This window comes from Rhizobium leguminosarum (assembly GCF_001679785.1).
GTDB lineage: Bacteria > Pseudomonadota > Alphaproteobacteria > Rhizobiales > Rhizobiaceae > Rhizobium > Rhizobium leguminosarum_R.
In genome coordinates this window covers 1,616,981-1,639,643 of record NZ_CP016286.1, presented here as the reverse complement: position 1 = coordinate 1,639,643, position 22,663 = coordinate 1,616,981, and the positions used below count along the sequence as shown (strand labels likewise).

Below are 22,663 nucleotides of genomic sequence, written 5' to 3'. Positions count from 1 at the left end.
TAAAAGTGCATCCGGGAATCGCATGGGAGGCAAGCCTCATGAATGTCATCAGGACCGCGATCGGGCTGATGAGCGGCACGTCGATGGACGGAATCGACGTCGCGTTGATCAGGACCGACGGCCGCGGCTTCATCGAGCGCGGGCCGTTCATGGGCGTGCCCTATGATGCGGATTTTCGCGGGCAGCTCAAACGGGCGCTGGAACTGTCGCGTCCACTCAGTGAGAGAAGCCAGCGACCGACTGAGCTTCGCGATATCGAGCTTGAACTGACGTTGCGGCATGCAATTGCCGTTACGGCATTCATGGAGCGTTTCGGCCTAGCGGCCGATGCCGTCGATGTCCTCGGCTTCCATGGCCAGACGGTGCTTCATCGCCCTGACGAGGGATTGACGATTCAGATCGGCGACGGCGAGGAACTGGCGAAGAGAACCGGCATAGCGGTGGTCTACGACATGCGTGCCAACGATATGGTTCATGGCGGGCAGGGCGCGCCGCTGGTGCCGGCCTATCACGCGGCACTTGCGGGAAAATTCCAGCAGGCGGGACAGGCGGTGTGCTTCGTCAATATCGGCGGTATCTCCAATGTCACCTTTATCGCCACGGACGGCCGGATATCGGCGTTCGACAGCGGTCCGGGCAATACGCTGATCGACCAGTGGGTGGAGATGCAGACCGGCAAAACCTATGACCCCGGCGGCGAGATCGGTGGGCGAGGAAAGGTCGTGGCCAGCCTGGCGGAACGCTATCTGCAAAGCCCGTTCTTCCGCGGCAATATTCGCCGCTCGCTGGACCGCGGCGACTTCGCGCCGCTTCGGCCGGAGGAGGCGGGTCTTGAAGACGGCGCCCGGACGCTGGCGCATGTCGCCGCCGCCTCGATCATCAAATCCGCCGGTTTCCTCCCCGAGACCCCAGCGCTCTATATCGTCTGCGGCGGCGGGCGGCTGAACGCCACTCTCATGGCAGAGTTCTCAGTCATGGCCGAAAGGCTGGGCTCGAGGGTGTTGACGGCCGAGGCGGCGGGCTTCGACGGCGATGCGATGGAAGCCGAGGCTTGGGCCTATCTCGCCGTCCGGTCGCTGGACGGGCTGCCGCTGACATTTCCCGGCACGACAGGGGTCGCGGCTCCCGTCAGCGGTGGGTTGCTGGCAACGCCATGACAGAGCAAATGGTCATACTGAAGACGCCACGGCTTACCTTCGTCATGTGGGACGAAGGCGATGCGATCCTGGTGCAACAGCTGCATTCAACGATGGCGACGACCTGATATCTGTCCGGCAACGTGCCGTGGAGCCTCGAGAAAGCCGAGCAGCGGCTGAGGGGCTGGTTCGAGGAGCAGGCGCGCGACGGCACGACCAAATACAAGCTCCTCGCCGAGGACGGTAGCTTCGTCGGCCGCGCGGGGATTTCGAAGTTCAGGAACGAGCAATTCGAACTCGGTTATTCCCTGCGCGAGGAGGCTTGGGGCAGGGGCCTGGCGACCGAAGCGGCGAGTGCATTGGCCGACTGGTTCTTCGAAAGGGAGCTTGCATCGGGCTTCATCGCCTTCACGCATCCCGAAAACATCGCCTCGCAGCGTGTCCTCAGAAAGATCGGCATGCGCGAACGCGCGCCGATCCTGATCGATGGAGTGCTGGACACGGCTTTCGAACTGACCGCCGATATGCGGCCGGCAAAGCTCTAACTCTTTACGGCGACCGGCCGGACATGGGATTCGCGCCCAGCCTGATTGCCATCCTCGACGCCCCTGACCTGGGCGATGAACGAGAATTTCTTGCGCAGGCCGAGGATCGGCTTCTCGATGAAATGCCAGGACAGCACCGCAACGGCGAGAGCCGATGGCAGGCCGACGAGATAGAGCGCCAGCGCACCATATTTCGGATAGAGGAAAACCGACGGGAACGAGCTGATCCAGATCTGCAAAAACGGGTCGTGATAAAGATAGACGCCGTAGGAATAGTCGCCTTTCCTGAAAAAGGCCGGGATGGGCACCTCGGACAGGCCGACGAAGACGGTGATGTAAACAAGAGAGGTGATGACCAGGGGCCGGTTGAGCACCGACTCCGTCGCGCGGCTGTCCAGGGTGAGGATGGCGACGATGCAGACCAGGCAGGCAGCGCCGAATATCCAGCGGGAATGCGGAATGACTGCCCTAAACTGAAAGGCGACAATGCCCATCATGAAGGCCGTTATCAGCTGGGAGCCTCGGCTCATGAACAGGAAGCGCGCGATCGGCTTGATCGAACCCGGCAACAGGTAGGGCATCTTCTGCACGATAAGGCCGATAACGATGTAGGCGACCGTCACCGCCAGCAGCTTGTAGCGCGTCTTCACGATGGCGGTGATCATCAGGAACGACATGATGATGTAGCAGAAGATTTCCCAGGGAACCGTCCAGAGAGCGCCGTTGACGCGCTGGCTCGGATTATCCTGGAAGACGCCCGGAAGCTCGTAATGGATCCAGCCGACGATATTCAGGAAGTATTTGAAAAACCGCTGATCGGTAAAATATTCGGAGTGGTAAACGACCGTAATGATCGGCCCGATGATCAGCGAACAAACGACGATATCGACGGCGAGGGCCGGGACGATGCGCAAGCCTCGGTTGATCAGAAAATTCCGAAGGCTCAGGCGCTGGGCGCTGCCGGCGATCAGAAATCCGCTCAAAGCGAAGAACATCGGAACAAGAGCGTATTCAGTAAACCAGAATACTGACCCCCTGATGAAGTCATTGTTGTCGGTTAACAAAAAGGAATGGGTCAATACGATGGAAAAGGCGAGCCCTATTCGAAGAAAATCGAACCCCGGACCAATTCCCCTATACTTATCCAGGACTTCCCCGAACGACTTGGTCATTGCGGACCTCGCTTTTGTTAGGATCGCGAGGACCCTACCGCACTGCAACATGGATTGCAACACGGTAGGTGATCTGTTCCGGGACAGCCGGCCCGGTTGTGTTGCGGACCGTCATGGCCTCGATGAGGCCGAGATTTGTGGTGTCAGCGAATCCGCTTGGCGGCCGGTTCCGGCACCAGTTCGCCGTTGAGGCGACGGTCGAGATAGTCCTCGCATTCGCCCATCAGCGTTTCCACCTGGCCGTTGAAGAAGTGGTTGGCGTTGGCAACGGTGCGATGGGTGATGAGGATGCCCTTCTGGGTCTTCAGCTTCTCGACCAGGCCGTTGACATCCTTTTCCGGGGCCACCTTGTCGGCTTCGCCGTTGATGATGAGGCCGGAAGACGGGCAGGGTGCCAGGAAGGAAAAGTCGTAGGTGTTTGGCTGCGGCGCGATCGACATGAAGCCTTCGATCTCCGGTCGGCGCATCAGGAGCTGCATGCCGATCCAGGAGCCGAAGGAATAACCGGCGACCCAACAGGTCTTGGAATCAGGATGCAGGCTCTGCACCCAGTCGAGCGCCGAGGCGGCATCCGAGAGCTCGCCGGCGCCGTGGTCGAATTCACCCTGGCTGCGGCCGATGCCCCGGAAATTGAAGCGCAGCGTCGTGAACCCGCGCTTCTGGAACATGTAGAAGAGCTGATAGACGATCTGATTGTTCATCGTGCCGCCGAACTGCGGATGCGGATGCAGAATCAGGGCGATGGGCGCGCTTTTTTCCTTGGAGGGCTGGTAGCGGCCTTCAAGACGGCCGGCTGGGCCGTTGAAAATAACTTCGGGCATTGGTACTCCGGGTTTTATTTCGCGTTCGCGCTGCGTTGGATGACAACCTGACTTGACTAGTGTTGTCAGCTTTTCTAAAACGCAGTTTAGAACAATTCGAAACTTGCATGGCGATCCACGCATCGTGGAACGTGTCATAAGGCAAGCCCGGCGGAAATTTCAAGAAAAATGAACCGCGGCCGCTGAAGCAAGCTCGTCAAGCGCAGGACTGAAGATCATGGCGCCGCCACGCCTTTATCTCGACTGGAATGCCACAGCGCCGCTGCACCCCGCAGCACGCGCGGCGATCATGCGCGCCATCGACGTATTTGGCAATCCGAACAGCGTGCATGGAGAGGGTCGCGCCGCGCGCGCCGCCATCGAAGGCGCACGACGCAAGGTGGCAGCACTTGCCGGCACCGATGCCGGCAATGTGGTCTTTACCAGCGGCGCGACCGAAGCCGCCAATCTGGTGCTGACGCCGGATTTCCGCATGGGCCGCACGCCGCTTCGGCTCGGCCATCTTTATTTTTCGGCGATCGAGCACCCGGCTGTGCGCGAAGGCGGCCGCTTCGCCAGGGAGAGTATGACGGAGATTCCGGTGACGGAAGCCGGCATCGTCGATCTCGATACGCTCGGCCGCCTGCTTGATGCGCATGACAAGGCCGCCGGCCTGCCGATGGTCGCTATCATGCTCGTCAACAACGAGACGGGCATCGTCCAGCCGGTCGAGGCGGCGGCTAAGATCGTCCACGCCCATGGTGGGCTCTTCGTCGTCGACGCCGTGCAGGCGGCCGGCCGCATCGCGCTCGATATCGTCAGGATCGGTGCGGACTTCATGATCGTTTCCTCGCACAAGATCGGCGGGCCGAAGGGTGCCGGCGCGCTCATTGCGCAGGGCGAAGCGCTGATGCCCAGGCCGCTGATCCAGGGCGGCGGGCAGGAGCGGGGTCACCGCTCAGGGACGCAGAATTCGCTGGCGCTAATCGGCTTCGGCGCGGCAGCTGAAGCGGCGGCCGACGAACTCGAGGCGCGCAATGTGGCAATCGGCGCGTTGCGCGAGCGGCTCGAGGCCGGCATGCGTGAGGCGGCAGCCGATGTGATGATCCACGGCGAGGGTGGCGAGCGTGTCACCAATACGATCTTCTTCACCCTGCCGGGGCTGAAAGCCGAGACTGGACAGATCGCCTTCGATCTCGAAGGCGTTGCACTTTCCGCAGGTTCGGCCTGCTCATCGGGTCGCCTTGGCGAAAGCCATGTGCTGACGGCGATGGGACGTGACGCCAAGCTCGGCGCTCTGCGCATCTCGCTCGGCTTTTCGACGACGGAAGAGGATATCGACAGGGCGATTGCGGCTTTCGCAAAGATCGCCAACCGGCGCAGGTCGGCTGGGGAGGCGGCTTGCCCGGTGTCAAAACTTGCGGAAACGCAAATTTCTGCTTGCCAATCGGGCTGAAAAGTCCCTTTTGGCCTCTTACATAAGGGGCAAGATAATTGCCCAAACGCTACAAGCTGCCGGACCTTGTATCCGGCGAGATTGGAGAATGAAATGGCTGCCGTGCAGGAAACAATCGACCAGGTGCGCCTGATCGATGTGGATCAGTACAAATACGGTTTCGAGACCGTCATCGAGATGGACAAGGCGCCGAAGGGCCTGTCCGAGGATATCATCCGCTTTATTTCGGCCAAGAAGCAGGAGCCGGAATGGATGCTGGAATGGCGTCTCGAGGCCTATCGGCGCTGGCTGACGCTGGAAGAGCCGACCTGGGCGCGAGTCAATTATCCGAAGATCGATTTCAACGACATCTATTATTACGCTGCGCCGAAAAGCACGCCGGGTCCGAAGTCGCTCGATGAGGTCGATCCGGAGCTGTTGAAGGTCTATGAGAAGCTCGGCATTCCGCTGCGTGAGCAGGAGATTCTTGCCGGCGTCGAGAAGCCGAAGATCGCCGTCGACGCCGTTTTCGACAGCGTCTCGGTCGTCACCACCTTCAAGGCAGAGCTGAAGAAGGCCGGCGTGATCTTCATGTCGATCTCGGAGGCCATCCGCGAATATCCCGATCTCGTCCGGAAATATCTCGGCTCGGTCGTGCCGACCTCGGACAACTATTATGCGACGCTCAATTCGGCGGTCTTCACCGATGGCTCCTTCGTCTTCGTGCCGAAAGGCGTTCGTTGCCCGATGGAGCTGTCCACCTATTTCCGCATCAATGAGAAGGGCACCGGCCAGTTTGAGCGCACGCTGATCATCGCGGAAGAGGGCGCCTACGTCTCCTATCTCGAAGGCTGCACGGCGCCGCAGCGCGATGAAAACCAGCTGCATGCCGCCGTGGTCGAGCTGGTTGCGCTCGATGATGCCGAGATCAAATATTCCACCGTCCAGAACTGGTATCCTGGCGACAAGAACGGCAAGGGCGGCATCTACAACTTCGTCACCAAGCGCGGCGATTGCCGCGGCGACCGTTCGAAGATTTCGTGGACGCAGGTCGAAACCGGCTCGGCGATCACCTGGAAATATCCATCCTGCATCCTGCGCGGCGACGACAGCCGCGGCGAGTTCTACTCGATCGCCGTGTCGAACGGCCATCAGCAGATCGACAGTGGCACCAAGATGATCCATCTCGGCAAGAACACGTCGAGCCGCATCGTTTCCAAGGGCATCGCCGCCGGTGTTTCGAACAACACCTATCGTGGCCAGGTTTCGGCTCACCGCAAGGCGTCGAACGCGCGCAACTTCACCCAGTGCGATTCGCTGTTGATCGGCGACAAGTGCGGCGCCCATACCGTGCCTTACATCGAGGCGAAGAATTCGACGGCGCAGTTCGAACATGAGGCGACAACCTCGAAGATCTCCGAGGGTCAGCTGTTTTACTGCCTGCAGCGCGGCATCCCGACCGAAGCGGCGATCGCGCTGATCGTCAACGGCTTCGTCAAGGAAGTCCTGCAGGAGCTGCCGATGGAATTCGCCGTCGAGGCGCAGAAGCTGATCAGCATCTCGCTCGAGGGCTCGGTCGGTTAGCCGCAGTTTTCCGTCATCCTCGGGCTTGTCCCGAGGATCTACGCACGTATCCGGAAAGTGGGATGAGTGGTTTCGTCTACATGATGTCCGACAAACCACGAGGCGTAACGAGCGATTTGCACGGACGCATTTGGGAACATCGCAACGAAATCCAGAAGGGTTTTACGCAGAAATACAGAGCAAAGAATCTCGTCTGGTTTGAGCACCATCCGAACATCGTGTTGGCGATCCAGCGGGAAAAATCTCTGAAGCGCTATATGCGTGAATGGAAGATCAAGCTCGTAGAGGAGCTCAATCCGACCTGGATGGATCTCTACGAGCGGATCGATGAAATCGAGAATGTCTATCGACCGCATCCGAATACGCGGGAGTGGAGCGATTACAATTGACGGCTTAGATCCTCGGGACAAGCCCGAGGATGACGGATCGAGACCGGTGCGAACGGTCTATCAGGCGGCACTTGAATCCGCTTTATGAACAGGAAGAACGAAATGCTAGAAATCAAGAACCTTCATGCCCGTATCGCCGAAGACGGCACCGAGATCATCCGTGGCCTGAACCTGACGGTGAAGGCCGGCGAAGTTGCCGCGATCATGGGGCCGAACGGCTCCGGCAAGTCGACGCTCTCCTATGTGCTGTCCGGCCGCAGTGACTACGAAGTCACCGAGGGTGACATTCTCTATAATGGCGAAAGCATTCTCGAGCTCGATCCGGCCGAGCGCGCCGCCAAGGGCATCTTCCTTGCCTTCCAGTACCCGGTCGAAATTCCGGGCGTCGCCACCATGCAGTTCCTGAAGGTGGCGATGAACGAGCAGCGCAAGGCGCGCGGCGAAGACGAGCTGACGACGCCGGATTTCATGCGCCGCGTCAAGGATGCCGCCGGCAAGCTGCAGATCAATACCGAGATGCTGAAGCGGCCGCTGAACGTCGGCTTCTCCGGCGGCGAGAAGAAGCGGGCCGAGATCCTGCAGATGGCGCTGCTCGAACCGAAGCTCTGCGTGCTTGACGAAACCGATTCCGGCCTGGACATCGATGCGCTGAAGATTGTCGCCGACGGCGTCAACGCGCTGCGTTCGCCGGACCGCGCGGTCGTGGTCATCACCCACTACCAGCGCCTGCTCGACTATATCGTGCCGGATACCGTCCACGTGCTCTACAAGGGCCAGGTGATCAAGTCGGGCGACAAGACGCTGGCGCATGAGCTGGAAGCCAACGGCTATGCCGACATCATCGGCACGGCGGCCTGAGTTTCGGGTGGAAAGGACGACGTCCATGAATATGCAGACGACGAGCCGCCTGACTGCGGCCGAGACGGCGCTGATCGAGGCTTTCAACCAGCAGATCGGCGAGCTGCCGGGCAATGGCGCGGTGACGGCACTGCGCGACCGACTTCTCGACGACCTGAAGAAAGCCGGCCTGCCGACGCGCCGCATCGAGGCCTGGCACTATACCGACCTCAAGAACCTGCTGCGCACTGTCCCGCAGCAGGCGGGCGATGCCGGCTCGCAGGCTTTGGAGCCGCTCGTTGATGACGCCACGGTGCTGGCGGTGATCCAAGGCCATTCCAACCAGAAGGCTACGGTCGACGGTCTTGGCGTTTCGGCCTATTCCGAACGTCTGCTTGACGGCTCTGCCGCGGGTGGCCTGGATGCACTCGGTTCTGACGACGCGGTCGGCCGCATCAATGGCAGCTTCGTGCGCGATGGCTATGTCGTCGACGTGCCTGCCGATACCGAGCTTGAAAACCCCCTTGAAATCCAGTTCATCCATGCCGGTGGGCAGACGCATACGCGCTTGCCTGTGTCCTTCGGCGCCGGCGTCAAGGCGACCGTCATCGAGCGTCACCGCACGGTGACCGGCGATGCAGCGCTGGTGTCCCATGTCAGCGACATCACGGTTGGCGAAGGCGCCGAACTGACCTGGATCATCCTCCAGCAGCAGGGGGCTGACGATACGCATCTCGGGCAGATCCGCATCGATCTGGGCGCTGACGCCAAGCTCCGGCTTTTCGTCATCAATGCCGGCGGCAAGCTGGTCCGGCAGGAGCTGCATATCAAGGTGACGGGCGAAGGCGCCGATCTGACGTTGCGCGGCATAAACCTGCTCGGAGCAGAAAGCCATACCGACGTGACGATGGTGCTCGGCCACGACGTACCGAATACCGGCTCGACCGAAGTGATCCGCAACGTCGTCTTCGACCGTGCCAAGGGCGTCTTCCAGGGCATGATCCGAGTGGCGCCCGATGCGCAGAAGACCGATGCCAAGATGGCCTGCAACACGCTGCTGATGTCCGACGACGCAGAATTCTCGGTCAAGCCCGAGCTTGAGATCTTCGCCGATGATGTCCAGTGCGGCCACGGCGCGACGGTGACCGATATCGACGCCAACCATCTCTATTACATGATGGCGCGGGGTATTCCGGAGAACAAGGCGCGGGCGATGCTCGTCAACGCCTTCGTCGCCGAGATTGTCGAGGAACTGGAAGACGAGGCCCTGGTCGAGGCGCTGGAAGGCGTGATTTCGGCCTGGCTCGAAAAGCACGCCTGATCGGATATACCAATGGACAAGATAGTGCCGGCCACGCAATACGACGTCGAAGCCATTCGCCGGGATTTTCCGATCCTGGCGGAGAAGGTGCACGGCAAGCCGCTGGTCTATCTCGACAACGGCGCCTCGGCGCAGAAGCCGCAGGTGGTGATCGACGCCATCTCGCATGCCTATTCCCATGAATATGCCAATGTGCATCGCGGCCTGCACTATCTCTCGAATGCGGCGACGGACGCTTATGAGGCAGCGCGCGAGAAGGTCCGCCGCTTTCTCAACGCGCCTTCGGTGAACGACATCGTTTTCACCAAGAATTCGACAGAAGCGATCAACACCGTCGCCTATGGCTGGGGCATGCCGAAGATTGGTGAAGGCGACGAGATCGTGCTGACGATCATGGAGCACCATTCCAATATCGTGCCCTGGCACTTCATCCGCGAGCGGCAGGGCGCCAAACTCGTCTGGGTGCCCGTCGACGACGAGGGCGCCTTCCATATCGAGGATTTCGAGAAAAGCCTGACGGAGCGCACCAAGCTCGTCGCCATCACCCATATGTCGAATGCGCTCGGCACGATCGTTCCCGTCAAGGAAGTCTGCCGGATCGCGCACGAACGCGGCATCCCGGTGCTGATCGACGGCAGCCAGGGCGCCGTGCATCTGCCTGTTGATGTGCAGGATATCGATTGCGACTGGTACGTCATGACCGGCCACAAGCTCTACGGCCCGTCGGGCATCGGCGTGCTCTATGGCAAGAAGGAACGGCTTTTCGAGATGCGCCCCTTCCAGGGTGGCGGCGAGATGATCTTCGAAGTCGCCGAGGACGTGGTTACCTATAATGATCCGCCGCATCGCTTCGAGGCCGGCACACCACCGATCGTCCAGGCGATCGGGCTGGGTTACGCGCTCGATTATATGGAGAAGATCGGCCGCGAGGCGATCGCCCGGCATGAGGCAGATCTTGCCGCCTATGCGGTCGAGCGGCTGAAATCCGTCAACTCGCTACGCGTCTTCGGGACGGCGCCAGACAAGGGCAGCATCTTCTCTTTCGAGCTTGCCGGCATCCATGCCCATGACGTCTCGATGGTGATCGACCGGCAGGGTGTTGCGGTCAGGGCCGGCACGCATTGCGCCATGCCGCTCTTGAAACGCTTCGGCGTCACCTCCACATGCCGTGCATCGTTCGGCATGTACAATACCCGCGCCGAGGTCGATGCGCTCGCCGATGCGCTTGAATATGCGCGCAAGTTTTTTGCTTGAGGAGTGTCCGTGATGAGCCTGGACGAAAGCGAACAGAAGATCGACGTGCGCGAAGGCATCGTGCATTCCAGCATTCCGGCCGATGAGCTGGCGCGGCTGAGCGACGACGTTATCAGCGCGCTGAAGACCGTCTACGATCCTGAAATTCCTGCCGACATCTTCGAGCTCGGTCTGATCTACAAGATCGACATCGAGGACGACCGGATGGTGAAGATCATGATGACGCTGACCGCACCCGGCTGCCCGGTGGCCGGCGAGATGCCCGGCTGGGTCGAAAACGCCGTCGGCGCCGTCGAAGGCGTGTCGGGCGTCGAGGTTGCCATGACCTTCGATCCGCCGTGGACGCCGGATCGCATGTCCGAAGAGGCGCAGGTCGCCGTCGGCTGGTATTGATATCCCGCGGTATTGATCCGTTTACCTCGGACGACTACATTTGAATCACGATGCACCGGATCTTGACCCCGGTTGCGGAAGGAGAATGAGCCGATGGGCTTTGCAATCATGAGCATGACGGACGGTGCTGCGGCCCGCGTCAAAGCGATCGTCGAGAACTCGGGACCGGATGCCAAGGGCGTGCGCGTCGGCATCAAGAAGGGCGGCTGCGCCGGGATGGAATATACCATCGACCTGGTGAGCGAGCCCAATGCCAAGGACGACCTGATTGAGCACGATGGTGCAAAGGTCTGGGTCGAGCCATCCGCGGCTCTTTACCTGCTCGGCACCGAAATGGGCTTCGAGACGACGACGCTCCGCTCCGGCTTCACCTTCACCAATCCGAACCAGACATCGGCCTGCGGCTGCGGCGAATCCGTCGAGCTGAAGCCTGCCGATCTCGCGGCCCTTGCCGCCCAGCGCCAAAGCGAGCCGGCGCATTCCTGACGCCCTTCAGGCCGGCGGAAAATTTTCCGCCAGCCAACTCTTGATAAAATCCGGTTCGTTCTCATCCAGGCCATGGCCCGCCGGGAGCAGACGCGTCGTGATGCCGGCGCCACTTTTTTCGATCTGATCCCTGACCAGCACAACATCCTCAGGCGCGCGACGCTCATCGCGTTCGCCGGCGAGTATCAAGACGCGATGGCCTCTCAGGTCGGGAAAATCGGCGGCCGGCGCGGGTGACAACGGTCTGAGCAGGATGGCGCCAGCTGCGGTTTCCGGGCGATGCAGCAGGACCGAAGCCGCAATGATCGCACCATTCGAAAAGCCGAGCAGCACAGGTGGCCGTCTCAGCAGACCGTTCTCCAAGGCCCTCGCCAGGAAATCAGCAAGGTGATGGGTCTTGTTGAAGAGATCGATGTAATCGAGCGTCCGGTCCGGGTTTCGACGAAAGAAGGCAAAGCCTTCCTCCCACTCGACCGCACCCCTGAGCGCCAGATAAGGACGATCCGGCCCGACCTTGTCCGCAAGCCCGATGAGATTGCGTTCATGCATGCCGCTGCCATGCAGCAGCACCAGTGGTGCCGCATCGAGCTCAGCTCTTCCCGTGACGAAAACGAAATCCTGATATTCCGGCATGGTATCAACCCGCATCAATGGCGCGGATCGGCATAGGCTTGATTCGAGACGATTTTATAACAATAACGTCACTTAGGGGCGCTCAATCGCGCTTGATGCTCATCAGCATTTCCCACATGTCGGCGCCAGTCTCGAAGACAACGGCGTTTGCCTTATAGCTCTGTTCGGCTTCAATCAGGTCGGTCAGTTCGGTGGCCGGATCGACATCTGACGCGGTCGGGTTGATGACGGCCTGGACGCCGCCTGACACAACGGAGGTGAGGCTGGTGTTCAGCCTGGCATAGGCCGGCGTGCTGCTATTTGCAATGTTGTTGGCAATCGCGCTAACCCGCGTCGTCTGCGCTCGCATTCCCGAAAGAGCAGTGCTCGTAACACCCGATATGCTCATCAGCCGTTTCCCCAGAAATGGATGAAATTCTTGTACATGCAAGGGCTTAGGGAATGTTGAAGGCGTTGCGTTAGCAAAGACCTATAGGTTCGCGCATCTTCGCATCCATTTGTTCCCGATTGGCACGGAACGGGGTCGGGGGCGCGGAGCCATGGCCAGCTTCGCTATCGCGACGCCACCCAGTCATGCCAATCGCTCTCGTTGCCGTTGAACACGTTCAGGTCGATCTTGCCGTCGACGCCTTCGGAAAGGCCCGAGCCGGAATACTGCCAAAAGACCCACTTGCGGCCGGGGTAGACCTTGGAGGGATGAGCGGCTACCGAGCGCAACCAGAAGGGATAATTGAGCAGTTCGCCCTTCAGGTTGTCGCGATAGAAATCCGGCGCGGTGTAGATGATCGGGCGCTGGCCATAATGGCGTTCCACCTTATCCATGAACACCTGCATCTTCTCCAGGACGCGCTTGCGGGAGAGTCTTTGCTTGCAGCTCGACTCACCGTTCCATTCGACGTCGATGACGGGCGGGAGCGCGTTGGCTTCCTTCGGCACATTGCGGATGAACCAATCGGCCTGTTCGCCGGCAGTTCGGCACCAATAGAAGAAGTGATAGGCGCCGTGTTTCAGTCCGGCTTCCTTTGCGCGGCGCCAGTTCTTCTTGAACATCGGATCGAGGTGATCGCCGCCGTCGGTCGCCTTTATGTAGACGAAGTTCGCGCCTTGCTTTCTCAAGGTCTCCCAGTCGATCTCGCCTTGCCAGCGCGAGACGTCGACGCCATGCACGGCAAGCTTTCTTGGCGAAATCCTGCCGAAGTTGATCGGCTTGGCATCGCGAAAGCGATGGCCGTAAACTCGCGAGCGCGTCGACGATTTCGGGCCGGCATCAGGATTAACTCCCGGCTCGGCGGGCATGAGCATCGCGACTGGCCGTTCAGTCGGCATGGGCATGCCGACCGCCCCGTCCGCGGGCACGAGCGCCTGCGGCTCCGGTCCGGTCCAGCTCAGCGCTTGCTGCTGCGCGCTTGACTGCGGAGCAGCATCGCCCACGACGGCAGCCGGTATCGGGCCGTTCGGTTTCGTGATTGCATTCGTCGTTTCCGTCGACGGCACGGGGGTGAGCACATCTTCGGCGCCGGAGCTTGCGGCGCAGCCCGACAGGATCAGGGTGGCGAGGAGAATTGCTGGCACAGCCGATGGACGCATAGGAACCCGCACGCAAAACAGAGATCGACGGCAACATCCATGATGAGTGGAACCCGCCCATTTCAAATTGCTAACAGAGACTTGCTAAGAAAGGTTAAATTTGAACCCATGCCTCGAAATGGATTGCGAGGCTCGCGATTGTGCGAGCATCCGCTTCGAACCCGCCGATGCGCGGCACATCCTCGGCACATTGCCGAGGATGAAATCGCTAAAGGACGAGATACGTCATAAGATCCCCCCCGTGTCAGGGGAATTTCAGAATTTATTACTCCGCCGCTTCGGCGTAGCTTTCCACCGGCGGGCAGGTGCAGATCAGGTTGCGGTCGCCGTAGACATTGTCGACGCGGTTGACCGGGGACCAGTATTTGTCGACGCGGAAGGCGCCGGGCGGGAAGCAGGCTTGTTCGCGTGAGTAGGGGCGATCCCACTCGCCGACGAGATCTTCCACCGTGTGCGGGGCGTTCTTCAGCGGGTTGTTCACCTTGTCCATGCTGCCATCCTCGATGGCGCGGGCTTCCTCGCGGATCGCCAGCATCGCTTCGCAGAAGCGGTCGAGTTCGGCCTTGGTCTCGCTTTCCGTCGGCTCGATCATCAGCGTGCCTGCGACCGGCCAGCTCATGGTCGGGGCATGGAAGCCGCAGTCGATCAGGCGCTTGGCGACGTCGTCGACGGTGACACCGGAGCTGTCGACCAGCGGGCGGGTGTCGATGATGCATTCATGCGCGACACGGCCGGCCTGCGACTTGTAGAGCACGTCATAGGCGCCCTTCAGCCGGGTGGCGATGTAGTTGGCGTTGAGGATTGCCACCTTGGTCGCCTGCGTCAGGCCTTCGCCGCCCATCATCAGGCAATAGCTCCAGGAGATCGGCAGGATCGAGGCGGAGCCGAAGGCGGCGGCCGAGACCGCACCCGAGCGGCCGTCGGTTTCGGGATGACCGGGGAGATAGGGAGCCAGATGCGCCTTGACGCCGATCGGGCCCATGCCGGGTCCGCCGCCGCCATGCGGAATGCAGAAGGTCTTGTGCAGGTTGAGATGCGAAACGTCGGAGCCGATGTCACCGGGGCGAGACAGGCCGACCATGGCATTCATGTTGGCGCCGTCGAGATAGACCTGGCCGCCATGCTCATGCACCAGATCGCAGATTTCCTTGACGGTCTCCTCGAAGACGCCGTGCGTCGAAGGGTAGGTGATCATGCAGCAGGAGAGGTTTGCCGCATGCTGCTCAGCCTTAGCGCGGAAATCGTCGAGATCGATATCGCCGTTTTCACGCACCTTGACGACGACGACCTTCATGCCGACCATCTGGGCCGAAGCCGGATTGGTACCGTGCGCCGAGGTCGGGATCAGGCAGACGTCGCGATGACCGTCGCCATTCGCGATATGAAAGTTGCGGATCGTCAGCAGGCCGGCATATTCGCCCTGCGCACCGGAATTCGGCTGCATGGAGAAGGCGTCGTAGCCGGTGACGGCGCAGAGCTTTTCGATCAGGTCGTCGATCATCTCGCGGTAGCCGAGCGCCTGGTCGGGTGGCACGAAGGGATGGATGTCGGAAAATTCCGGCCAGGTGATCGGCAGCATTTCCGCCGTCGCGTTGAGTTTCATCGTGCAGGAGCCGAGCGGGATCATCGAGCGGTCGAGCGCCAGATCCCGGTCGGAGAGCCGGCGGATGTAACGCGTCATCTCGCTTTCGGCGCGGTTCATGTGGAAGATCGGATGGGTGAGGTAATCGCTGGTGCGGAGCAGGCCCTTCGGCAGGCGATAGGAAGGCTCGAAATCGGCAATGGTGAAATTGCCGCCGAAGGCGCGCCAGACGGCTTCGAGCGTCGCCGGCCGGGTGCGTTCGTCGAGGCTCATGCCGATTTTGGTTTCGCCGACCTTGCGCAGATTGACGCCTTCGGCGACGGCGGCACGCAGGATGAGCCCCTGCATGTGGCCGACATCGACGGTGATCGTGTCGAAGAAAGCATCAGGCTCAACCTTATAGCCAAGCTTTTCCAGGCCCTTGGCCATCAGCACGGCTTTCTGGTGTACCTGCTGGGCGATCGCCTTGATACCCTTCGGGCCGTGGAAGACGGCGTACATCGAGGCCATGACGGCAAGCAGCACCTGGGCGGTGCAGATGTTCGACGTCGCCTTCTCGCGGCGGATATGCTGCTCGCGGGTCTGTAGCGACAGGCGATAGGCGCGGTTGCCGCGGGCATCGACGGAGACGCCGACGAGGCGGCCGGGCATGGAGCGCTTGATGGCATCCTTGACCGACATGTAAGCCGCATGCGGGCCGCCGTAGCCGACCGGGACGCCGAAGCGCTGCGAGGAGCCGACGGCAATATCGGCGCCCATTTCGCCGGGCGATTTCAGCAACGTCAACGCCAGGATATCGGCGGCGACGATCGCTATGGCGCCGGTTTGGTGCAGGCGGGAGATCAGGCCGGTAAAATCATGCACATGACCGTGCGTGCCGGGATACTGGAAGATCGCGCCAAAGACGTCCACAGGATCGAGATCGGTGAAGGGATTGCCGACGATGACGCTCCAGCCGAGCGGCTCGGCGCGGGTGCGGATGAGGGCGATGGTCTGCGGATGGCAGTCGGCATCGACGAAGAAGGCCTTTGCCTTCGACTTGGCGACGCGCTCGGCGATCGCCATGCCTTCGGCGGCGGCGGTTGCCTCGTCGAGCAGCGAGGCGTTGGCAACGTCGAGGCCGGTGAGGTCGCAGATCATCGTCTGGTAGTTCAGCAGCGCTTCCAGGCGGCCCTGGCTGATCTCCGGCTGGTAGGGCGTATAGGCGGTGTACCAGGCCGGGTTTTCCAGGATGTTGCGCTGGATGACCGGCGGCGTGATGGTGCCGTAGTAACCTTGGCCGATCAGCGAGACCAGCACCTTGTTCTTGTTGGCGGTCTCGCGCAGCTTGTCGAGTGCCTCGCGCTCGGTCATCGGCGCGCCCCAGACGAGCGGCTCCTTCTGGCGGATCGAGGGCGGCAGCGTTGCGTCGATCAGGCTGTCGAGGCTGTTGTAACCGATCACCTTCAGCATATCGTTCATCTCGGCCGGCGAGGGGCCGATGTGACGGCGATTGGCGAAATCGTAGGGCTGATAGTCGGTGAACTGGAATTCTGTCGGCGTCGTCATTACGCAGTGAGCTCCTTGTAGGCCGCCTCGTCGAGCAGGCCATCTGCGTCCGCAGCGTTTGCCAGCTTCAGCTTGAAGAACCAGCCGGCGCCCTGAGGATCGGAATTGACCAGCGACGGATCTGCAACGATGGCCGGATTGACCTCGGTGATCTCGCCATCCAGCGGACAATAGACGTCGGAAGCAGCCTTGACGGATTCAACGGTCGCGGCATTGCCGTTCTTGGAGAAGGTCGCGCCGACTTCCGGCAGTTCGACGAAAACCAGGTCGCCGAGCTGATCGACTGCATAAGTGGTGATGCCGACCGTCGCAACGCCGCCTTCGATCTTCAGCCATTCGTGTTCTTCGGTAAATTTCAGCATTATTCGTCCTCTCTGGAAAAGGTTTAGCGTTTGTAGGTCGGTGTAACGAAGGGCAGGGCGCTGACGGTGGTCGGCAGATATTTGCCACGCACCTCTGCATAGACGAGCGTGCCTGCCGCAGCATGGGAGACCGGTACGTAGCCCATGGCGACGGGGCCTTCGACGGTGGGGCCGAAGCCGCCCGAAGTGACCTCGCCGATTTCGATCTTGCCCTCGGCATCGGCATAAAGCTTGGCATGGGCGCGCACCGGCGCCTTGCCTTCCGGCTTCAGGCCGACGCGGCGGCGTACGGCGCCGTTTTCGAGTTCGGACAGGATGCGGCCGGAGCCCGGGAAACCGCCGGCGCGCGCGCCGTTGCCGCGTCGTGCCTTCTGCATGGCCCATTCCAGCGCCGCCTCGACCGGCGAGGTGGTCGTGTCGATATCGTTGCCGTAGAGGCAGAGGCCGGCTTCGAGGCGCAGCGAATCGCGGGCGCCGAGGCCGATCGCCTGGACGTCCGGGTGTTCGAGCAGACGCATGGTGACATCCACGGCCTTGTCGACGGGGATCGAGATCTCGAAGCCGTCTTCGCCGCTATAGCCGGAGCGCGAGACCAGACATGAAACATCGTGCAGGCGGCAGTGGCGCACATCCATGAACTTCATCGCCGCGACATCGGCCCAGAGTTCGGCAAGAACCGCAACCGCACGCGGCCCCTGCAGCGCGATCAGGGCGCGATCGAGAAGCGTGATGTCGCACTGATCGCCGATATGGGTCTGCAGATGGGCGAGATCGGCCTCCTTGCAGGCGGCGTTGACGACGACGAAGAGGTGGTCGTCGAGATGGGCGATCATCAGGTCGTCGAGAATGCAGCCGGTGTCGTCGGTGAAGAAGCCGTAGCGCTGGCGGCCTTCGGCAAGGCCGAGGATGTCGACCGGCACCAGGCTTTCGAGCGCCAGCGCCGCATCCTCGTAGCTGCCCGACTTCGCCTTCACGATGACCTGGCCCATGTGGGAGACATCGAAGAGGCCGGCTTCGGCGCGGGTATGAAGATGCTCCTTCATCACGCCTGCGGGATATTGCACCGGCATGTCGTAACCGGCGAACGGCACCATGCGGGCGCCGAGCGAAAGATGCAGGGCATGCAGCGGGGTTTTCTTCAGGGCAGCAGTATCGTCCAAAAGACGCCTCCGGGGTTTGCGCCTTCTCGCGAAGGCGCGGGCTCAAATCTGAAGGCGCGGCTGCGCACTTCTCTCCTGAGCCCCCTCTGTCCCTTTGCCTGAGATTGTTATCCCTTCGGCGAGCGTTTCGAGAACGCTTCTCTCCAGAGTTCCGTCTGCCCCTTGCTGGTCCTTTTGCCTGAGAGTTTCCGGGGCGGTTGCTCCTTCGGCACCGGTGGCGAAAGCACCGGCTTCTCCCAACAAGGTTGGCGCAATTATCCGGCGGGTGTAGCGCTTGGCAAGGCCAAATGTCGCGACCGGACAATTTTTTGTCGCCATATCCCGGAGAAGGCCCGATCAGCGGCAAATCTGCTTTTGCATTTCGCGGGGAAACCGGCTATCGCGACATGCTGTTGAAGGGGATTTCATGCGACAGACCGGACTGAAAGCGACGCTCTTCCTGCGCATGCTTTGCGCATTGAGCTTGGCTTTGCTCGGCCTCGCCCATCAGGCGCCGCTGGCTGTCGCCTCCGAAGGCAACGATGCTGCGGCCTATGTGCTGCCCGACGGCACTTTCGCCTCGCTCTGCGTCACCGCGAAGGACGCCGACGGCAAGACCGTCGTCTTCAAGTCGAATTGCGAAGCCTGCCGGTTGTCGACCTCCACTATTCTGCCGACGCCGGATGCGGCCTCCTGGCTCGAGCGCAAGTTTGCCTCGCTGATCAACGTGCCGATCGAAATCTCCGCCGTTGCCGGCGCAAGCGCTGTCAGCCGGGCGAATTCCCGCGCGCCTCCCATCTTCGCCTGATCTGCCTTCGCAATCCATGATGCAGCATGCTGGTCCGCCTGAGAGAAGTCCGCGGCCGGCGAGGAGACATCCGATGAAAACTATCAACACATCTGGCGTGTCATTCGGGCTTGCCGCCCTTCTTTCCGTGACCGCCTTTGCCAGCGCCGAGGCGCATGTGACCTTTCTCGACAGAGAGGCGAAGCAGGAGAGCACCATTCTCGCTACGCTGCAGGTGCCGCATGGCTGCGACGGCAAGGCGACAACGGAAGTGCGGGTCAAGCTGCCGGAAGGCTTCGTCCTCGCCAAGCCGCAGCCGAAGGCCGGCTGGGAGCTCGAGGTGATCAAGGGCGACTACCAGAAGACCTACGACAATCACGGCGACAAGGTGAAGACGGGCGCGATCGAAGTGCGCTGGAAGAACGGCAATCTCTCCGACGATTTCTACGACACCTTCGTCATCCAGGGTAAGGTATCAGGCGTCGAAGCCGGCACCTCGCTCGCTTTTCCGGTGACGCAGATATGCGGCGACACGGTCGCGGCCTGGGATCAGGTGGCCAAGGAAGGCGGCGACGCGCATGGGATGAAAAGCCCGGCGCCGCTGTTGAAGGTCGCTGCCGGCGAAGATCATGGTCACGATCATGACGATATGGCCGGCATGGACATGACCGCTATGTCGGGCGCTGCCGCACCGGTCGGCGACACGGTCAAGGCCGGCGATCTCGAAATCTCCGGCGGATTCGCCAAGGCAATGCTGCCCGGCCAGCCGGTCGGCGGCGGCTTTTTCACGGTGAAGAATAAGGGCCAGGCGGATGATCGCCTGGTGTCCGTCAGTTCGCCCGCAGCTGGCGAGGTTCAGATCCACGAGATGGTGACGAAGGACAACGTCATGCGCATGCGCCAGCTGAAGGACGGTATCGCCATCGCCGCCGGCGAGACGATCAAGCTCGAACCCGGCCATCTGCATCTGATGTTCCAGAAGGTGAAGTCGCCGTTCAAGCAGGGCGATACCGTGCCGGTGACGCTGACCTTCGAAAAGGCCGGCAAGGTCGATCTGGTCCTGCGGGTGCTGTCCGCCCAAGGCAAATGAAGTAGACTGATTAAACAGAAAAGCCTGCGACTGTAACCGCAGTCGCAGGCTTTCGTTTGGAAGGTGATGGGCCTCAGAAGTCTTCGTAGGATCGCAGCGCCTGTTTCAGGCCGGCCTGCGGCTGGCGGTTGCCTTTGGCCATCAGGTCGAGGGCCACTTCGGTCGACTGGATGATGCTGGAGGGCTCGTCTATTTCCTGAGTGCCTTCGGCCGTCAACTGCCGGTCGGCAACGCGGCGCGCATCGCGGGCGGCGGTGCTCGTCGCGACACGCTGCGGGATTCGGAGCGAGTCGAAGGCAATGGCGGCGGTGCTCGCCGATATGGACAGGAGCTGGGTCATGCCGTCAGCGTATCGGTACGCCCTTGGCGCCATTATAAAAAAATCATCGGCATTTTACCGGATGGTAAGAATTCATTCCTTCCCGATTGGAATCGCTGCGGAGTTGCGATAAATCCGGCTGATGATCCAGGCTCTTCTCGTCGCCGTCGGCGGCGCCATCGGTTCTCTTCTCAGATATTATGTCGGCCAATGGGCGCTGAGACTCATGGGTCCGGCATTTCCCTGGGGCACGCTCGCCGTCAATGTGGTCGGCTGTTTCGTCATCGGCGTCTTCGCCGAGTTGATCGCGCGGAAGTTCAACGCCTCGGTGGAGCTGCGCCTCCTGCTGATCACCGGTTTCCTCGGCGGTTTCACAACCTTCTCGGCCTTCTCGCTGGATGCAATCTCGCTGTTCGAGCGCGGCGAGGCCGTCGCTGGCGGTATTTACATCGCTGCGAGCGTCGGGCTTTCGATGGCGGCCGTCATCGCCGGGCTCGCCGTCATGCGCGCTTTGGCCTGATTTCTTTTCCGGTTTCCGTTTTGCTTGAAAATGCTCTAAAGGCTGCGGCAAGAACGCCGGCTCGGCCTGCGCTGCAATTTCCGAAAGATTTTTTATGGCTGGCATAGAACATATCAAGGTTGAACCCGACGAAGCCGGCATGCGGCTCGATCGCTGGTTCAAGGTGCACTTTCCCGGGCTCGGCTTCGGTCCGCTGCAGAAGCTCTTGCGCTCCGGCCAGGTGCGCGTCGACGGTGGACGTGTCAAATCGGATGCGCGCGTGCAGCCCGGCCAGACGGTGCGCGTGCCGCCGATGGATGTCGATGCCAAGTTGAAATCCGGACCGATCGCCGGCAAGGATCTCAAACATTCGACGGATTTCCAACTCTTGTCGCGCATGGTGCTGCACGAGGACGAAAAGGTAATCGTACTCAACAAGCCCCCTGGTCTTGCGGTGCAGGGTGGCTCGGGTGTGGCCAGGCATATCGACCAAATGCTCGAAGCCTGGACTAGCCCGAAGGGCGAGAAGCCGCGGCTTGTTCACCGTCTCGACCGCGACACCTCGGGTGTTCTCGTCATCGCCCGCACGCGCGGCGCGGCGCAGAAGCTGACGGCGGCCTTCCGCGAGCGCGACACCAAAAAGACCTACTGGGCGCTGGTCAAGGGCGTGCCGCGCAAGCACGAGGACAAGATTTCGACCTGGCTCGTCAAGGAGCCGACCGTCGACGGCGACCGCATGCGCATCGCCAAGCACGGCGAGGACGGCGCCGACCATGCGATTTCCTTCTACCGGGTGCTGGAGACGGCGGCACAGAACCTCGCATGGCTGGAGATGGAGCCCTATACCGGCCGTACCCACCAGTTGCGCGTCCATGCCCTGCATATCGGCCACCCGATCATCGGCGATCCGAAATATTTCGACGACGATCCGAATTGGGATTTTCCAGGCGGCGTTCAGAAGAAGCTGCATCTGCACGCCCGTCACATCGACATTCCGCACCCCTCCGGCGGCCGCCTGCGTGTCAGCGCGCCGCTGCCGGCGCATATGGTGCAGACCTGGAACCTTCTCGGTCTCGACCTTGCCGGCGCTGAAAGGGACAGTGAATGAAACTTGCCCTTTTCGATTGCGACGGCACGCTGGTCGACAGTGCTGCGCTGATCCACGAAACCATGCGCAGGACCTTCGACAAGTTCGGCAAGTTGGAACCGCGACTCGAAGACACCAAGGCCATTATCGGCCTGTCCCTCGATATCGCGATCGCCCGCATGCAGGGCAGGCCGCATGTCGAGCAGCAAGACATCGATATGACGGCGCATTACAAATCGCTGTTCTCGATCGTGCGTCAGGATCTCGATTACAAGGAGCCGCTGTTTCCCGGCATCCGCGAAATGATCGATGCACTGACTGGGCGAGAAGACCTGCTGCTCGGCGCGGTGACGGGCAAATCCAGGCGCGGGCTCAAGCTGGTGATGGAGACGCATGGTTTCGACAAGCATTTCATCGTCGCGCGCACCGCCGACGATTGCCCCTCCAAGCCGCATCCGGCCATGGTGACCGAATGCTGCGATGAAACAGGCATGAATGCTGTCGACACCATTGTCATCGGCGATGCAGTTTACGATATGCAGATGGCCAAGGCTGCCGGCGCCAAGGCGATCGGCGTTGCCTGGGGCTATGCCAGCGTGGATGAGCTGATCGCCAACGGCGCTGATGCGATCGTCTATCATCCGAACGAGATATTGCGTCATTTTTCCTGAGGTGAGC

Annotated in this window: 23 protein-coding genes, 1 pseudogene and 2 riboswitches; of the genes and pseudogenes, 15 read left to right on the top strand and 9 right to left on the bottom strand. The window is 61.1% G+C overall.

Annotated elements, in window-relative coordinates:
- Positions 1-38 precede the first annotated feature (38 nt).
- Together BA011_RS08295 and BA011_RS08290 are read left to right on the top strand one after the other, a co-directional pair.
- The gene (locus BA011_RS08295; RefSeq protein WP_065280087.1) at positions 39-1,157 is read left to right on the top strand and encodes an anhydro-N-acetylmuramic acid kinase; all 1,119 of its coding nucleotides are present in this window, start codon (positions 39-41) and stop codon (positions 1,155-1,157) included.
- A pseudogene (locus BA011_RS08290) lies at positions 1,154-1,681 on the top strand (GNAT family N-acetyltransferase). Before BA011_RS08295 ends, BA011_RS08290 begins: the two are co-directional and overlap by 4 nt.
- On the opposite strand, the gene BA011_RS08285 reads toward BA011_RS08290, so the two are convergent.
- Both BA011_RS08285 and BA011_RS08280 read right to left on the bottom strand, forming a co-directional pair.
- The gene (locus tag BA011_RS08285; protein ID WP_065280086.1) at positions 1,678-2,853 is read right to left on the bottom strand and encodes an acyltransferase family protein; all 1,176 of its coding nucleotides are present in this window, start codon (positions 2,851-2,853) and stop codon (positions 1,678-1,680) included. The pseudogene BA011_RS08290 and the gene BA011_RS08285 overlap by 4 nt on opposite strands.
- Positions 2,854-2,996: 143 nt before the next feature.
- Positions 2,997-3,674 carry an alpha/beta hydrolase gene (locus BA011_RS08280; RefSeq protein ID WP_003559715.1) on the bottom strand — a complete coding sequence of 226 codons (678 nt, stop codon included), beginning with the start codon at positions 3,672-3,674 and terminating at the stop codon, positions 2,997-2,999.
- A gap of 217 nt (positions 3,675-3,891) precedes the next feature.
- Between BA011_RS08280 and BA011_RS08275 the strand changes: the two genes are divergently transcribed.
- The 8 genes from BA011_RS08275 to sufA all read left to right on the top strand — a co-directional run bounded on the left by BA011_RS08275 (position 3,892) and on the right by sufA (position 11,352).
- Entirely contained in the window at positions 3,892-5,109 is a 1,218-nt protein-coding gene (locus tag BA011_RS08275) for a cysteine desulfurase family protein (protein ID WP_065280085.1), read from the top strand.
- 93 nt (positions 5,110-5,202) lie between these two features.
- Positions 5,203-6,672, top strand: coding sequence for a Fe-S cluster assembly protein SufB (sufB, locus tag BA011_RS08270; RefSeq protein ID WP_065280084.1), 1,470 nt, complete (start codon positions 5,203-5,205; stop codon positions 6,670-6,672).
- Between the two features lie 62 nt (positions 6,673-6,734).
- Complete coding sequence (locus tag BA011_RS08265) at positions 6,735-7,061, top strand: GIY-YIG nuclease family protein (protein WP_065280083.1); 327 nt, start codon at positions 6,735-6,737, stop codon at positions 7,059-7,061.
- A 102-nt stretch (positions 7,062-7,163) separates the two neighbouring features.
- Positions 7,164-7,919: a Fe-S cluster assembly ATPase SufC gene (sufC, locus tag BA011_RS08260; RefSeq protein ID WP_003539985.1), complete on the top strand. Its 756-nt coding sequence runs from the start codon at positions 7,164-7,166 to the stop codon at positions 7,917-7,919.
- A 25-nt stretch (positions 7,920-7,944) separates the two neighbouring features.
- Positions 7,945-9,219 carry a Fe-S cluster assembly protein SufD gene (gene sufD / locus BA011_RS08255; RefSeq protein ID WP_065280082.1) on the top strand — a complete coding sequence of 425 codons (1,275 nt, stop codon included), beginning with the start codon at positions 7,945-7,947 and terminating at the stop codon, positions 9,217-9,219.
- A 12-nt stretch (positions 9,220-9,231) separates the two neighbouring features.
- Positions 9,232-10,473, top strand: coding sequence for a cysteine desulfurase (locus BA011_RS08250; RefSeq protein ID WP_065280081.1), 1,242 nt, complete (start codon positions 9,232-9,234; stop codon positions 10,471-10,473).
- 12 nt (positions 10,474-10,485) lie between these two features.
- Positions 10,486-10,866, top strand: coding sequence for an SUF system Fe-S cluster assembly protein (locus tag BA011_RS08245; RefSeq protein WP_003559708.1), 381 nt, complete (start codon positions 10,486-10,488; stop codon positions 10,864-10,866).
- Positions 10,867-10,959: 93 nt separating this feature from the next.
- The gene (gene sufA / locus BA011_RS08240) at positions 10,960-11,352 is read left to right on the top strand and encodes a Fe-S cluster assembly scaffold SufA (RefSeq protein ID WP_065280080.1); all 393 of its coding nucleotides are present in this window, start codon (positions 10,960-10,962) and stop codon (positions 11,350-11,352) included.
- A 6-nt stretch (positions 11,353-11,358) separates the two neighbouring features.
- On the opposite strand, the gene BA011_RS08235 is transcribed toward sufA, so the two are convergent.
- The 6 genes from BA011_RS08235 to gcvT form a co-directional block, all read right to left on the bottom strand.
- Entirely contained in the window at positions 11,359-12,000 is a 642-nt protein-coding gene (locus BA011_RS08235) for an alpha/beta hydrolase (RefSeq protein ID WP_237352604.1), read from the bottom strand.
- Between the two features lie 67 nt (positions 12,001-12,067).
- Entirely contained in the window at positions 12,068-12,373 is a 306-nt protein-coding gene (locus tag BA011_RS08230) for a flagellar basal body rod protein FlgC (protein WP_065280078.1), read from the bottom strand.
- A 164-nt stretch (positions 12,374-12,537) separates the two neighbouring features.
- A complete protein-coding gene (locus tag BA011_RS08225; protein WP_065280077.1) occupies positions 12,538-13,572 on the bottom strand; it encodes a GH25 family lysozyme in 1,035 nt (344 codons plus the stop codon).
- A 265-nt stretch (positions 13,573-13,837) separates the two neighbouring features.
- A complete protein-coding gene (gene gcvP / locus BA011_RS08220; protein WP_065280076.1) occupies positions 13,838-16,702 on the bottom strand; it encodes an aminomethyl-transferring glycine dehydrogenase in 2,865 nt (954 codons plus the stop codon).
- Entirely contained in the window at positions 16,702-17,064 is a 363-nt protein-coding gene (gcvH, locus tag BA011_RS08215) for a glycine cleavage system protein GcvH (RefSeq protein WP_017994172.1), read from the bottom strand. Before gcvH ends, gcvP begins: the two co-directional genes overlap by 1 nt.
- 23 nt (positions 17,065-17,087) lie before the next feature.
- Positions 17,088-18,224 (bottom strand): glycine cleavage system aminomethyltransferase GcvT, encoded by a 1,137-nt coding sequence (gene gcvT / locus BA011_RS08210; RefSeq protein ID WP_065280075.1) that lies wholly within the window; start codon positions 18,222-18,224, stop codon positions 17,088-17,090.
- Positions 18,225-18,300: 76 nt separating this feature from the next.
- A riboswitch (glycine riboswitch) is annotated at positions 18,301-18,381 on the bottom strand.
- Between the two features lie 3 nt (positions 18,382-18,384).
- Positions 18,385-18,473, bottom strand: a riboswitch (glycine riboswitch).
- A gap of 157 nt (positions 18,474-18,630) precedes the next feature.
- Here gcvT and BA011_RS08205 point away from each other — a divergent pair.
- On the top strand, positions 18,631-19,011 hold the full coding sequence (locus BA011_RS08205) for a hypothetical protein (protein WP_065280074.1): 381 nt from the start codon (positions 18,631-18,633) through the stop codon (positions 19,009-19,011).
- 73 nt (positions 19,012-19,084) lie between these two features.
- Positions 19,085-20,080: a DUF1775 domain-containing protein gene (locus BA011_RS08200; protein WP_065280073.1), complete on the top strand. Its 996-nt coding sequence runs from the start codon at positions 19,085-19,087 to the stop codon at positions 20,078-20,080.
- Positions 20,081-20,153: 73 nt separating this feature from the next.
- On the opposite strand, the gene BA011_RS08195 is transcribed toward BA011_RS08200, so the two are convergent.
- A complete protein-coding gene (locus tag BA011_RS08195; protein WP_065280072.1) occupies positions 20,154-20,420 on the bottom strand; it encodes a hypothetical protein in 267 nt (88 codons plus the stop codon).
- 121 nt (positions 20,421-20,541) lie between these two features.
- Here BA011_RS08195 and crcB point away from each other — a divergent pair, with 121 nt between their 5' ends.
- The 3 genes from crcB (at position 20,542) to BA011_RS08180 (ending at position 22,656) form a co-directional block, all read left to right on the top strand.
- Complete coding sequence (gene crcB, locus BA011_RS08190; RefSeq protein ID WP_003539962.1) at positions 20,542-20,919, top strand: fluoride efflux transporter CrcB; 378 nt, start codon at positions 20,542-20,544, stop codon at positions 20,917-20,919.
- Positions 20,920-21,013: 94 nt separating this feature from the next.
- Positions 21,014-22,006 (top strand): RluA family pseudouridine synthase, encoded by a 993-nt coding sequence (locus BA011_RS08185; RefSeq protein WP_003559680.1) that lies wholly within the window; start codon positions 21,014-21,016, stop codon positions 22,004-22,006.
- Complete coding sequence (locus BA011_RS08180) at positions 22,003-22,656, top strand: HAD-IA family hydrolase (protein WP_065280071.1); 654 nt, start codon at positions 22,003-22,005, stop codon at positions 22,654-22,656. Before BA011_RS08185 ends, BA011_RS08180 begins: the two co-directional genes overlap by 4 nt.
- The last annotated feature ends 7 nt before the right edge of the window (positions 22,657-22,663 follow it).

Bases quoted from the DNA above. Each gene is read 5' to 3' on its own strand.
- BA011_RS08295 (WP_065280087.1), top strand. From the start codon at position 39: ATGAATGTCATCAGGACCGCGATCGGGCTGATGAGCGGCACGTCGATG.
- BA011_RS08285 (WP_065280086.1), bottom strand. From the start codon at position 2,853: ATGACCAAGTCGTTCGGGGAAGTCCTGGATAAGTATAGGGGAATTGGT.
- BA011_RS08280 (WP_003559715.1), bottom strand. From the start codon at position 3,674: ATGCCCGAAGTTATTTTCAACGGCCCAGCCGGCCGTCTTGAAGGCCGC.
- BA011_RS08275 (WP_065280085.1), top strand. From the start codon at position 3,892: ATGGCGCCGCCACGCCTTTATCTCGACTGGAATGCCACAGCGCCGCTG.
- sufB (WP_065280084.1), top strand. From the start codon at position 5,203: ATGGCTGCCGTGCAGGAAACAATCGACCAGGTGCGCCTGATCGATGTG.
- BA011_RS08265 (WP_065280083.1), top strand. From the start codon at position 6,735: ATGAGTGGTTTCGTCTACATGATGTCCGACAAACCACGAGGCGTAACG.
- sufC (WP_003539985.1), top strand. From the start codon at position 7,164: ATGCTAGAAATCAAGAACCTTCATGCCCGTATCGCCGAAGACGGCACC.
- sufD (WP_065280082.1), top strand. From the start codon at position 7,945: ATGAATATGCAGACGACGAGCCGCCTGACTGCGGCCGAGACGGCGCTG.
- BA011_RS08250 (WP_065280081.1), top strand. From the start codon at position 9,232: ATGGACAAGATAGTGCCGGCCACGCAATACGACGTCGAAGCCATTCGC.
- BA011_RS08245 (WP_003559708.1), top strand. From the start codon at position 10,486: ATGAGCCTGGACGAAAGCGAACAGAAGATCGACGTGCGCGAAGGCATC.
- sufA (WP_065280080.1), top strand. From the start codon at position 10,960: ATGGGCTTTGCAATCATGAGCATGACGGACGGTGCTGCGGCCCGCGTC.
- BA011_RS08235 (WP_237352604.1), bottom strand. From the start codon at position 12,000: ATGCGGGTTGATACCATGCCGGAATATCAGGATTTCGTTTTCGTCACG.
- BA011_RS08230 (WP_065280078.1), bottom strand. From the start codon at position 12,373: ATGAGCATATCGGGTGTTACGAGCACTGCTCTTTCGGGAATGCGAGCG.
- BA011_RS08225 (WP_065280077.1), bottom strand. From the start codon at position 13,572: ATGCGTCCATCGGCTGTGCCAGCAATTCTCCTCGCCACCCTGATCCTG.
- gcvP (WP_065280076.1), bottom strand. From the start codon at position 16,702: ATGACGACGCCGACAGAATTCCAGTTCACCGACTATCAGCCCTACGAT.
- gcvH (WP_017994172.1), bottom strand. From the start codon at position 17,064: ATGCTGAAATTTACCGAAGAACACGAATGGCTGAAGATCGAAGGCGGC.
- BA011_RS08205 (WP_065280074.1), top strand. From the start codon at position 18,631: ATGCGACAGACCGGACTGAAAGCGACGCTCTTCCTGCGCATGCTTTGC.
- BA011_RS08200 (WP_065280073.1), top strand. From the start codon at position 19,085: ATGAAAACTATCAACACATCTGGCGTGTCATTCGGGCTTGCCGCCCTT.
- BA011_RS08195 (WP_065280072.1), bottom strand. From the start codon at position 20,420: ATGACCCAGCTCCTGTCCATATCGGCGAGCACCGCCGCCATTGCCTTC.
- crcB (WP_003539962.1), top strand. From the start codon at position 20,542: ATGATCCAGGCTCTTCTCGTCGCCGTCGGCGGCGCCATCGGTTCTCTT.
- BA011_RS08185 (WP_003559680.1), top strand. From the start codon at position 21,014: ATGGCTGGCATAGAACATATCAAGGTTGAACCCGACGAAGCCGGCATG.
- BA011_RS08180 (WP_065280071.1), top strand. From the start codon at position 22,003: ATGAAACTTGCCCTTTTCGATTGCGACGGCACGCTGGTCGACAGTGCT.